Source organism: Hwanghaeella sp., from assembly GCF_965227365.1.
In the GTDB taxonomy this organism is placed as follows: Bacteria; Pseudomonadota; Alphaproteobacteria; order UBA8366; family Aestuariispiraceae; genus Hwanghaeella.
Genome location: NZ_OZ245754.1, coordinates 791,819 through 803,784, shown reverse-complemented (window position 1 = coordinate 803,784; position 11,966 = coordinate 791,819). Strand labels below are relative to the sequence as shown.

At 59.9% G+C, this 11,966-nt stretch carries 11 protein-coding genes; 1 reads left to right on the top strand and 10 read right to left on the bottom strand.

The window, feature by feature from the left end; genetic code table 11:
• Positions 1-9: 9 nt before the first annotated feature.
• The 3 genes from ACQK2G_RS03585 to ACQK2G_RS03575 form a co-directional block, all read right to left on the bottom strand.
• Entirely contained in the window at positions 10-792 is a 783-nt protein-coding gene (locus ACQK2G_RS03585; protein WP_425403650.1) for a 3-hydroxybutyrate dehydrogenase, read from the bottom strand.
• Positions 793-1,114: 322 nt separating this feature from the next.
• The gene (locus tag ACQK2G_RS03580) at positions 1,115-2,128 is read right to left on the bottom strand and encodes an aldose epimerase family protein (RefSeq protein WP_425407608.1); all 1,014 of its coding nucleotides are present in this window, start codon (positions 2,126-2,128) and stop codon (positions 1,115-1,117) included.
• A gap of 7 nt (positions 2,129-2,135) precedes the next feature.
• Positions 2,136-3,056, bottom strand: a complete 921-nt coding sequence (locus ACQK2G_RS03575; RefSeq protein ID WP_425403649.1) for a dihydrodipicolinate synthase family protein — start codon at positions 3,054-3,056, stop codon at positions 2,136-2,138.
• A 242-nt stretch (positions 3,057-3,298) separates the two neighbouring features.
• Here ACQK2G_RS03575 and ACQK2G_RS03570 point away from each other — a divergent pair, with 242 nt between their 5' ends.
• A complete protein-coding gene (locus ACQK2G_RS03570; protein WP_425403648.1) occupies positions 3,299-4,597 on the top strand; it encodes an ATP-binding protein in 1,299 nt (432 codons plus the stop codon).
• Between the two features lie 10 nt (positions 4,598-4,607).
• Here ACQK2G_RS03570 and ACQK2G_RS03565 read toward each other — a convergent pair whose 3' ends face one another.
• The 7 genes from ACQK2G_RS03565 to ACQK2G_RS03535 form a co-directional block, all read right to left on the bottom strand.
• Positions 4,608-5,243: a 2-dehydro-3-deoxy-6-phosphogalactonate aldolase gene (locus ACQK2G_RS03565; protein WP_425403647.1), complete on the bottom strand. Its 636-nt coding sequence runs from the start codon at positions 5,241-5,243 to the stop codon at positions 4,608-4,610.
• Between the two features lie 35 nt (positions 5,244-5,278).
• Positions 5,279-6,244: a 2-dehydro-3-deoxygalactonokinase gene (locus ACQK2G_RS03560; protein WP_425403646.1), complete on the bottom strand. Its 966-nt coding sequence runs from the start codon at positions 6,242-6,244 to the stop codon at positions 5,279-5,281.
• A 75-nt stretch (positions 6,245-6,319) separates the two neighbouring features.
• Entirely contained in the window at positions 6,320-6,691 is a 372-nt protein-coding gene (locus ACQK2G_RS03555) for a hypothetical protein (RefSeq protein ID WP_425403645.1), read from the bottom strand.
• Between the two features lie 2 nt (positions 6,692-6,693).
• On the bottom strand, positions 6,694-7,371 hold the full coding sequence (locus tag ACQK2G_RS03550; RefSeq protein WP_425403644.1) for a hypothetical protein: 678 nt from the start codon (positions 7,369-7,371) through the stop codon (positions 6,694-6,696).
• Positions 7,364-8,059, bottom strand: coding sequence for a response regulator transcription factor (locus tag ACQK2G_RS03545; RefSeq protein ID WP_425403643.1), 696 nt, complete (start codon positions 8,057-8,059; stop codon positions 7,364-7,366). Before ACQK2G_RS03545 ends, ACQK2G_RS03550 begins: the two co-directional genes overlap by 8 nt.
• Entirely contained in the window at positions 8,052-9,698 is a 1,647-nt protein-coding gene (locus ACQK2G_RS03540) for an ATP-binding protein (protein WP_425403642.1), read from the bottom strand. The genes ACQK2G_RS03545 and ACQK2G_RS03540 overlap by 8 nt, the downstream gene beginning before the upstream one ends.
• Positions 9,695-11,959 carry a PAS-domain containing protein gene (locus ACQK2G_RS03535; protein ID WP_425403641.1) on the bottom strand — a complete coding sequence of 755 codons (2,265 nt, stop codon included), beginning with the start codon at positions 11,957-11,959 and terminating at the stop codon, positions 9,695-9,697. The genes ACQK2G_RS03540 and ACQK2G_RS03535 overlap by 4 nt, the downstream gene beginning before the upstream one ends.
• Positions 11,960-11,966: the final 7 nt, after the last annotated feature.

The following is an 11,966-nucleotide window of genomic DNA, read 5'->3' as shown; positions in this document are numbered from 1 at the left end:
CATCGCGGCCTAGTGAGCCGTCCAGCCACCATCGACGGGGATGGAGACCCCGGTGATGGACTTCGCACCGTCGGAACACAGGAACACGGCCAGCGCGCCCAGTTCCTCGGTCTCGACAAAACGCTTGTTCGGCTGCGATGCCAGCAGGACGTCACGGATGACTTGGTCGCGGCTCATCCCATGGGCCTTCGCCTGATCGTCGATCTGGCCTTCAACCAGCGGCGTGCGCACATAGCCCGGGCAGATTGCGTTACAGGTGATATTCGTTTCCGCAACCTCCATCGCGACCGTCTTGGTCAGTCCGACCGCGCCGTGCTTCGACATGACATACGCGCTCTTGAAGGGCGAGGCGACAAGGCCGTGCGCCGACGCCACATTGATGATGCGGCCCCAGTTACGCTCCTTCATGCCGGGCAGCGCCGCCTTGATGGCGTGCCAGTTGGAGGACATGTTGATCGCGATGATCGCGTCATACTTCCCGTCCGGGAACTCGTCGATCGGCGACACGAACTGAATGCCCGCATTATTGACCAGGATGTCGACTTTGCCGAAAGCACCTTCCGCTTCCTTGACCATCCCGGCGACGCTCTCCGGCTTCGACATGTCGGCGCCGCTGTAGAGAACTTTCACGCCCGTTTTCGCTTCCAGCGCCGAACGGGTTTTTTCAATCTCGGCCGCGTCGCCAAAGCCGTTCAGCATGACGTCGCAACCCGCTTCAGCCAAAGCCTCGGCAATGCCCAAACCGATCCCGCTGGTGGAACCGGTGATGATGGCCGCCTTCCCCTTCAACATATGACTTTCCTTTCTGAATCCCCGTCTGATCCACGCACGATTGGCGTACGGTGGTATGAGTTAAGCGCAATATTTGTTGCGACGCAACAACATCATGTTGCGCCGCATACCTTGCCGATTGAGAGTGACGCAATTTTGTTACATATCTGCTATCAAAGGAACGCTGCAGAAAATCATTGTCTGTCGGGGTCTCGCAAGGGATCCATGGCCGGTCGCATTATTTTGCGGCGCAGCACATCCTCGGCCTAAAAATGCTGTTCGTCCGGCGGCCGAAACCGCCGTCGAAGGAATTAGCGCAAATGTCCGCAGGTGGCGCCGGGTCTTACCCGAAAACGAAGCGCGTGGTTTGGCGATATGTTTCACCCGCCGCCAGCCGAACCTGATCGGCCCAATCCTGGTTCGGGGCATCGGGCCAGGCCTGGGGTTCGAGGGCGATACCGGAAAATGCCTGGTAAGGCGCTCCGTTCAATCCGGGTACGTCTTCGGTCCGCGCCCCGATTTTCGAACCATCATAGACTTGCAGTCCGGGTTCGGTCGTTTCGATTCTCATCTCTATGCCCGAGACCGCCCCTTTCAATCTGGCAACCTGCCGGCAATCGGTCCTGTGCCTGGAAAGACAGAGGTTATTGTCGTATCCCGCCTCCCCCGAAAGCCCCGCCTTCCCCAAAAGCAACGGGCGGGCCGAACTGAAGTCGAACTGCGTGCCCTCCACGGATGCAACCTCGCCTGTCGGCACCAGATCCTCGTCCAGGGTCAGAAAATGATCGGCATCGACCTGGAAAAACTGCCGGCGCGCATCGCCGCCGCCATCGAGGTTGAAATAGCTATGACTGGCGAAGTTGCACAGAGTATCGGCGTCGGAGATGGCGGAAATCTCTATCTCAAGCACCGGACCAGGCGCGATTCGATAGGTCGCGTGCACGGTCATATTCCCGGGAAACCCCATATGTCCGTCGGGCAGGATTTGCGACAGGGTGACGAAATCTGCGCCCGTCTCCTCGACGTCCCATATCCGCTTACCGGCGCCGGCACTGCCGCCATGAAGCGTGTGTCTATCGAGCACATTCTTGTCGAACGGATAGACCCGGCCACCGATCTTAGCCTCACCGTTCCGAATCCTGTTCGCGACGCGGCCGACGATCGCACCGAATTTCGGCGACCGGGCCGGATAATGCGCAAATTCGGAGAAGCCCAGGACCAGGGAATGGCCAAAGCCGTCCAGTCGCAGATCCTGAAGCACGGCGCCCCAGGTCATGACATTCGCGGACAGGCCATGCCCGGTCAGATGAACCCGTTGGACAACACGCCCGTCGTCGAGTTCCCCAAAAACGTCCATCACGGCACTATTTGCCCCAACGCAATGCCAACGGCTCAACTTCGTGGGCAAGTTCAAGAAGCTGTTGTCGCGTTTCGGGATGAAGCGGCCGGGTTGGATGCCGCACATGTTCGGAGGCGATGACACCGCCCTCCTTCATGACAGCCTTGCATGACCGCCACCCGCATTGCCGGTTTTCGAAATTTATCAATGGAAGCAATCGAGCGTAAATCTCCTTCGCTTCATCCCGTTGCCCCTGAAGGTGCGCCGTAACCGCCGGCCGGATCAGGTCCGGCAGGGTGGCGGAGGTCATCGACCCGGTTGCGCCGGCGTCCAAATCCGGGATCAAGGTAATCGCTTCCTCGCCATCGAACGGGCCTTCGATCGCATCGCCGCCGGCAGCGATCAAGGCACGCAGTTTGGCGGCAGCCTGCGGGGTCTCGATCTTGAACAATTTGACCTGTTCGATTTCGCGCGCCAATCGGACCAGGAAAGGAACCGACAGTGTGACACCGGAAAGCGGCGCGTCCTGGACCATGATCGGGATGCCGCCGGCCTGGGCGGCCTTCTCGAAATGTTCGAACACGCCCTCCTCGTCGGCACGCAGGAGCGCGCCATGATAGGGCGGCATCAGCATGATCATCGCAGCGCCCATCGCCGCGGCTTCCCGCGCCCGCGCTTCGACAATCGCGGTCGAAAAATGCGATGCCGTGACAATCACCGGAACCCGGCCGTCAGCGTGTTCCAGACACACCCGTGTCAGCGACGCGCGTTCCTCGTCCGAAAGCAGGAACTGCTCGGAAAAATTCGCCAGGATGCAGATTCCATCGACCCCCTGGTCGACCATGCAGTCGATGACGCGTCGCATCCCATCATAGTCAACGGCACCGGATTCGGTGAAGGGCGTCGGTGCCACCGGCCAAACGCCGGAGTAAGCTCTTTCAGTCATTCTAAATTATCCTCCCCAGCCATGTTGCGGCCGCTGGAGGACTTTGCCCCGCCTACCCGACAACCGTCAAACACACTTGCCGCCGATCCGAATACCGATAGCTGTGGTATCCCGTTGCGTTACCGTCTATGGAGCATCGACAACGCCGCCCGAAGCCGATTATATCCTTTGGTATAGTTCATTGTTTCAAGTGAATGGAAGCATGTGTCGTAGGGTGGCATGAGCGAAGGGGGTAAGGTCACATGGATGACAATGCGCGCGCCCTCTCCTCTGACAAGGTGGCGGAAAGCGCCGGCGGGTCCGGCATGACCGAAGAAACACGCCTGAAGGCGGAACTGGCAACGCTGCGCGCGGAAAACGACGCCTTGCGGCAGCAGTTGAAGGATTCCGGCGCCCGACAGGCCTATGCCGAAGCTTTCGACAACAGTTCCGAAGCCATTGTCATCTATGACGCCGATGGGTTGTTGGTAGCGTGTAACCGCAGCTTCAGGGAACTCTACGGCTATTCGGAAGAGGAAGCGCGACCCGGGGTCCATTTCGCAGAATTGGGCCGGATTGACGTGGAAAGAGGCAACGTGGTCGTCGGGGACGAATTCGGCGACGACGACGACTATCTGCAACGAAAGGCCGAATTCCGGAAGAAACTCGAAGGATCGTTCATCGTTCGCCTGAAGGACGGCCGATGGATCAAGACAAGCGACCGACCGTTCAGCCGGGGCGGCTTCGTCAGTATTCAGGTCGACGTCACCGAGATCAAAAAGAACGAGGAGGAACTTCGCATAGCCAAGGAGGCTGCGGAAGAGGCTGTCCATTCGAAATCCGAGTTCCTGGCCAATATCAGCCACGATCTTCGCACGCCCTTGAACGCGATCATGGGCTTTTCCGACATGATCTTGAGTGAAGTCGGCGGGCCCTTGGAGAACGAGAAATACCGGAGCTACCTGCAGAATATTCACAAGAGCGGATCACTACTGCTCTCGATCGTCGATGACATCCTGGACACCGCCCGTCTGGACAGCGGAAAATTTACGCTACGTCCGCAGACATTTGATCTCGCCGATTGTACCAAGGAAGTCATCGAAGGCTTTGCGCCGATCGCTCTCGAAAAGGGTGTATCCATAGACCTTGTGCTGCCCGACGAATGTCCGCGCGAAATCTACATGGATCGCAGATCGTTGATCCAAATCCTCAACAATCTGATTTCCAATTCCTGCAAGCACACCGGCAAAAACGGGTCAGTGATCGTAGAATGGCTTTCACCGAAAGACGGCAATATATCCGTTTCCGTCATCGACGACGGGGCCGGCATGCCGCAGGAACTGGTTGATAAGATCGGAGAGCCGTTCCTGTCGGACGGAACCGCGATCGCGCCAAGCAACGAACGCGGCACGGGTTTGGGCATCTATATCTGCACCAAATTGACGGCGGCTCTCGGCGGAACGATGGAAGTTGCGAGCAAATTGGGAGAAGGCACGACTTTCACCATCACATGGCCTTATCAACAGCGAGAACCGCAGGCCGGCACTCCTCTACACACATAGGCGAAGGGGATCACGCCCTTCCCTGGATTTCCCGAAGGCCGGAAACGAACGCCCGCGCGTTTTCGCCAACCCGATCAGCCGTATCACCCGGCTTGTACAGGGCCGAGCCGAGCCCGAATCCAGAAGCCCCCACGTTCCAATAAGGCTCCATGGTTTGCGGCGTTATTCCGCCGACGGGAATGCTGCAGACATTTTTGGGTAGAACGGCCTTCATTGCTTTCAGCCCGATGGGGGGTATCAGTTCCGCGGGAAACAGCTTTATCGCGGCCGCGCCCAGGTCGAGAGCGCGAAACGCCTCGGTCGGAGTCATGATTCCGGGGCAGTAGGTCATCTCCAACGCTGCTGCCTTTGCGGCCACCGCTTCGTCGAGATTCGGGGCGACCACCAGCTTGCCTCCGGCGGTTCGGACGGATTCGACTTGCTCTGCCGTCAGTATCGTACCGCCGCCGATCATCATACTGTCCCCGAACTGCTTGGACAGTCGTGCAATGCTTGTCATCGGATCGGGCGAATTGAGCGGCACTTCGACAACGCGAAACCCCGCATCGTATAGGGCCGACCCAATTGCGACGACCTCATCCGGCGTCACGCCCCGCAAAATCGCGATCAACGGCATTTCGCCGAAGGTTTCCAACCAAGCCCCCATTCACCTGTCCTTCCCTATCTGTCCGCCGTTTCCGGTCATCCGGCGATCAACCCGGCCTGTCTGGCTATCGCGAAATGCCCAAGCGCGGCGGCATCTTCCGGCGCCGGAACGGCGGCAACGCCAGCAAGCTCAAGCGCCCGGCGATATCGTTCCGTCAATGCACCGTCTCCAACAATCGTGACGGTTGCCCCGGCGCCTGAACCGCTGCCTGAGCCAGACCCGCAATCCTTTAGCGCGGACCGTACTTCCTCGCCGATCAACAGGCCCGACAGATAATCTGCAACCTGATCCGGCGCGACCCGATCGAACAGAGCCATGGTGCGGGCGCTGAAAACATGACGCAGCAGAGATCCGTCGGACTCCAGGCGCGCGGAGACCCCTTGATCGAAACCCGTCCCCAGCGGACCCGCCGATTTTTCCATCAACCGGCCCAAAATCGAATGACCCTTCAGGACGGCGTAGACCTCTCCCGTCATATAGGTGTCGAATTTGTCCAAGCGCCGCCCGCGAACACTGACCCATTTGCTATGGGTACCCGGCATGACGAAAAGCCCTTCTTCTCCCTCGCCGCCGGATCCGCGTTCCAGGCAGCCCGCAATCTGTGTCTCCTCACCCCGCATGATATCGGGCGTCCCGTCGACGGGGTCGTAATCCATGCCGCAGACAAAATGGATGCGGCTAGCCGGTGAAAGGTCATGAGGCACTAGGGAAGAAGCCAGTTCATCGACACCCGCTGGAACCCTGACGTAAGGCGTCTCGACCCAACCGTTGCGGCTGGTGATCATTCCCGAGGCAATAACCGGCAGTCCTGGTGCCCTGGCAACCCAGTCCCCGGCGACGCGACCGAAGGTTCCTTCGAAGCCGCCCTTATGGTCCGCGAGTATTCCCTCTGCGGAACTGCGACGTTCGATCACTGCGCCGGACGCGTCCAGCAAATGAGCACGCAATGACGTGGTGCCCCAATCGAGACCGATCAGCGCAGCAGAATTGCCGGTTGGCATGATTATACCCCGAACGAGAAAACAGCAGCGCCCATCATGCGCCTTTGCGGCGCTATAGGGAAAGCCCCAGGATCATCAGAAACAACGGATCTCGGCTTCCGCCTGGGCCCGGCGCAAATCGGCGACAACGGTATTTGTGAAATGCGCATGCCGGAAGATAGCTACTTTTTCCCCCGCCGTTTGCCGCATGGAAAGAACGGTCTCGGCGGATAGGTAGTCCTCATAGGGAAGAATGGTCGCGATTACGTCGATCGAACAGGAACAGCGTGTCAGCATTTCCCGTGTTTGGCCATTCGTCACCATGCAGGCAAAGACGTAATCGGCGCGCGCTTCGGTCGGATAATCATTGTAGCCGGTCGGGATCGGCGTGGCGTTCTGCGCCTGGACCGAGCCTGCACACAACCAGACAGCTGTTGCCGCCAAGAAGGTCGATAGCCTTTTCAACATCATCACTTCCCCAACATTGCGGTGCGGTAGGTGATCTCTTCGCGAAAAGCGACCCCGCCGTCCGCGTGCGGTCTGGTCTGCGCGGAGAACAATATGAAACCGCCGGGCGCCTGGTCGGAGACGATGAATCGGAGTTCCAGATCGGCGAATTCGCCCATCCTGTCCCGGTTCTTGTCATGCTGGAAGGGAATGAAGGTAATCTCTTCCGCATCGATGGTTTTGTCGCCGATTGTCGCTTTCACGGCGGTTACGGTTCCGCTGTCGCGCAAGGCCGCTTTCATCCGGTTGCGTATATAGAAGGGGCTGCCGCCGGTGATGCTCGCCATCGCCCGCAGACTCGATTCAAGGAAGGTCAGCAGAATAGGGTTCCCAATCGAGACCGGCAGAGGACTCATCTCCCGATGGATCCTCCCGTCGGACAGCATCGAAATGACCGCTTCCTTGGAACCGTCCTGGCCTTGTTGAAGCGCAACATGCAATTCCCCATCGTCAATCCACCGCACGGCTTCGGTTTGCTCGGCGCCTTCACGGACATGGCTGTAAATCAGTGCCGTCCCCGGTTCGACGGATCTCAACACGCCTTCGGTGAAGAGCCGGTCGCTGGCAGGCCCCGCTGCCGCGGTAATAGGCAGAAGAAGCAGCGCAGCCGCAGTCAGGGCGAGCTTGATCCCCTTATTCATCCGAAACCTCCGTCAACATAAACCCTCTTCCTCTTACAGTTCGAATATCGATGCCGAAATTCGACAAAGGTGCCAGTTTCCGCCTGAGATACCCGATATAGACATCGACGACATTTTCGGACGACCCGCCACCGCCCAGCCACAGGGTGTCGAAAATGTCTCCGCGGCTGACGACATGCCCCGCATGCCGGATCATGTAGGCAAGCAGGTCGCCTTCGCGTTCTGTCAGCGAAATCGTACGGTTGCCACCGCTCACCTCCCGGGTTTCGACATCATAGCGCAAACCGGCCACCATCAATGTTTCGGTCGCATCGGCGAGCCGGCGTCGTTCCTGTACTTTCAGTCTTGTGACAAGTTCGGAGAATTCGAACGGCTTGGCCACGTAGTCATCGGCACCGGCTTCCAAGCCGTCGGCTCTTTCGTCCACGCCGGAAAGAGCACTCAGGATAATGATCGGCGCGCTCATTCCGCCGGCCCGCAGCCGGCGCACGAGGTCCGTGCCGCTTTGGTCACCCAGCATCACATCCACGATCGCCGCGTCACAGCCATCCCCCGCCAAATCGGTCGCGGACGCTATGTCCTGCGCCACGACGGGGTCATATCCCTCTCGGGCAAGCCCACGGGACAGGGCGGACGCGATATCCTCGTCATCCTCGACGATCAATATCCGCGGCGTGGTTTCACCCATTACTCACCTTTCTGGCCGGTTCCGCGGCCTCCATACTCGATTGGACCGGCAAGCGGATAACCACTTGCGCGCCCCTGCCGCCGATTGTTCCTCCTTGCGGCGGCCGCGGTGCAGGACTTTTTATCGCGATGCTGCCCGCCTGTTGCCCAACGACCCATCGCGCCAATGCCAGGCCGACGCCGAAGCCCGACCCCATCGCTTCCCGCGCACCGCGGGCAAACCGGCCGAAAACACGCTCCTCGTCGCCATCTGCCAATCCCTCGCCTTCATCCAGGACGGAAAGCTCTATCTCCCCCTCGACAACGCGCGTGGCGACTTCGATCACCGCGCCTTTCGGCGAGTGCTTCACGGCGTTCTCGATCAAGCCGCAAACAACCTGCCTGCACCAATCGGCATCGCCCACGGTCGGCGCATGATCCAGGACCGCCGCGATATGAACGTTGTGCCGTTTCGCCAGCGGCGCCATGTCCGCAACCGCCTCCTCGGCCGCCTTCGCGCAGTCGAACGGACGCGAGTCGAGTTCCACCTGCCCGGTTTCCGACCGGGCCACTCGAAGCAGATCGTCGATACGGCGGTTCAAACGAACCGCACGGGACCGAATGACGGACAGCGCGTCGATCGCTTCAATGGGATCGACCCCATCCTTCAACGCCAATTCGGATTCGGCCAGAATGACCGTCAGCGGGGTTCGCAATTCGTGGCCGACATCCGCGAAAAAGCGGCGGCGCTCGGAATCGATCATCGACAACCGGCCATTCGCTTCGGACAGTTCCGCAGTCCGAGTGGCGATCGTCTCGCTCAATTGCGCTCGGTCGCTGTCGACATCGGCGCGGCGTTGCCGCAAACGTTCGGCCATGGAGTTGATGACATCGAACAAGGCGCCCAGTTCGTCCCGACGTGTAACCGGCAAATCGATATCGAAATCGCCGCTGCCAATGTCGTTCGCCGCCAGGGCGATGCGATTCAGGCGTTGAATGAGCGGCCTGATCAGCAACCGATGGAACAGGATGACAAGCACCACGGCGATCAGACCGGAGGCGAGCGCCAGATAGACCATCAGATCGTGCAATTCCTCGACACTCTTCGAGGCCAAATCCCTGTCCCGTCGTTCGTCGGCGATCGCTTCGTTCAACAGAGGGGAGAATTGCGTCGCGAACCCGTCCAGGATCGCGCGCAGATGGGGCCCGGACCCCACCTCCTCCAACGATCGCCGCAAAGCCACGAACTGCGCTTTCATCCGCGCTAGGACGAGACTGCGGGTCGCACGGCGCATCTGTTCGGTTTCGCCCATGGAGCGCGATTCCTCGACCGCGATTGTAAGGGCTGCTTCCATGCGGCCGAATGCCTCCTCCACAAGAGTCGCTTGCGATTGAAGGCGTGCCTTGCGCGCTTCGGCTGGAATATCCGCGCCGCCGGCCTCGACCCCCACCACCGCATAGTCGCTGATCCTGGCCGACAGGCTGGAAAGGATCTCCATTCTGTGCTGCGCCGCCACGGATTGCTTTATCCTGTTCGCGGTTTCCGCCGCGCCATAGGCCGCAAGCAGCCCGGTAAAAACCGCGACAAGGGCGATGGACAACGCGCCGGCCATAAGTCGGAAGCGCAGGCTGTTCACCCCATATCCCGCCCCCTGAATCATACCGTCGCCATCCCGCGCCACGTGATCAGCGAGCGCAGCTTGCGCGGTTCAACCGGTTTCGGCAGGACGTCCACCCCCATCTCACGGGCAGTCGCCGCCAGTTCCGCACTTCGATCCGCCGTGACCAGCACGGCTGGAATATTCGCGCCCCAGGCCGACCGTAACTCGCGGATCGACCGTAATCCCGTATCCTCGCCGTTCAGATGATAGTCCGCGATGATGATGTCCGGCGGCAGACCGAGATCGGCGATCGCCGCGCATGCCTCATTGGTGGATAGTGCCGGGGCGACGCTGGCGCCCCACCCTTCCAAAGTGGTTGTCATGGCATAGAGGACTTCAGGCTCGTTCTCGACGACCGCGGCAATCAGATTCATGCCGCTGGATTGTTCCTGAGCCTCGCCCTCGATCAGTTCAGGCGCGGCTGCCGTGATGATCGGCGCTATCGGCGCATCAACGTGGAAAACCGACCCTCGGCCGGGTTCCGACCGCAATCCCAGCGGCAGGTCCAACAGCCGGCACGACCGTTTCACGATCGACAGACCGAGCCCCATGCCGCGGTTCTCGATCGTATCGTCCAGTCGCTGGAACTCCTCGAAAATCCTATCGTGGTCTTCGGGCTTCAAGCCCGGGCCGGTATCCCAGACCTCGAACCGCACGGCGTCGCCGCGCTGCCGGCAGCCGACCAGAACCGAACCGCTGCGGGTATAGGTCACCGCATTCGCGACCAGGTTTTGGGCAATGCGCCGGAAGTAACGCGGGTCCGAACGAATGTGAAATTTGGACGGTCGAACCCGGAGTTTCAGCCCCTTGGCCGCCGCCAGCGGCTTGAACTCCTGCTCCAACGGTTCGAGGACCGTCGAAATCGCGAAATTGCTTTTCGTGAATTCTGCACCGCCCGCGTCCAAACGAGAAATTTCGAGCAAGGCATGCAGCAATGTCTCAATCGAGGTAAAAGCACCCGACAGACGTTTCAGCACTTCGGCCTGCGGCGCTTCCAACTTCATCTCACCAAGGGTCGAAATGAACAGCTTCGCGGCGTTCATCGGCTGCAGCAGATCATGGCTTGCCGCCGCCAGGAACCGCGTCTTCGACATATTGGCAGCCTCGGCATCTTCCTTCGCTTCCCGTAAGGCTTCGCCGATCTGTTCGCGCTCGGTGTTTTCGCGCGTCAAGGCTTCATTAGCCGCGGTCAATGCGGCTGTCCGTTCCGCAACGCGCTGTTCCAGAGTTTCGTTTGCCTTGTGCAAGGCTTCGATCGCCCTGCGTTCCGAAGTCACGTCGGTGAAACTCGCGACGAACCCTCCGCCCGGCATGTCGCGCATTCGGATGTCGATGATCATCCCATCGATACGGCGATATTCGGCATGGATCGGCGGCCTCGGTTGACGGCGCGCCACCCATCGCCACAGCCCCGAAGGCGTTAGATCCGAATGCATTGTCCCGCCGGAATATAGTGCATCGACGACCCGACGCAAACTCGTTCCCGGCTTTACAAGGTCATAGGATAGGTTCAGCAGGGCCCGGAACCGGGTATTGTAGTCCGCAAGACGCATATCCGCGTCGAAGGTACAGACCCCCTGGCTCATATGATCCAGGGTGGCGCGGGCGAGACGCGCATGGCGGTCGAGAATCTTGTCACGCTCGCGCCGCTCACGCCGGACCATATCGGTCACATCGGTCTGAAGGATCGCCGTGGCACCGTTCGCCGTGTGGCGTTCGGACACCTGGATCCAGCGGTCCCCCTTCAACGCCACCGTGAAAGTGGCATGCGGCTTCCCATGCATGCCGACACGGAAACTCAACCAATCCTCAGCCGTCTTGCCCGGGGCCAGGTCCAGTTCCGCGCTTTCGGAAACGAGCCGGACATATTGATTGAAACTAAGCCCCGGCTTCATGTGCTCGGATACATCCGGGCACAACATTCGAAAACGCTGGTTGCAGAGAACCATCGTGTCGTCGGAATCGAACAGGCCGAAGCCTTCCTGGACCGCTTCGATGGCATCCGCCAAGTTACGCCGGGCGCGAACGGCTTCCGAATGCGCCTGCTCCAAGCGACTGTTCGACTCGCTCAATTCGCTCAATGCGGTCTGCAAGTCGTGCGTCCGCGTGCGAACCTCGTTTTCAAGCGATATCGCCGTTTGGAACAGCGCAAAGGCCGAACCGGATATATCCGTGGACCGTTCGACCCGCGCCATCAAGGCGTCATTGATCTTCCGGAGTTTACGGATCTGCTCCAAAGGAGGATCTGAAACCGAGACCATGACTGCC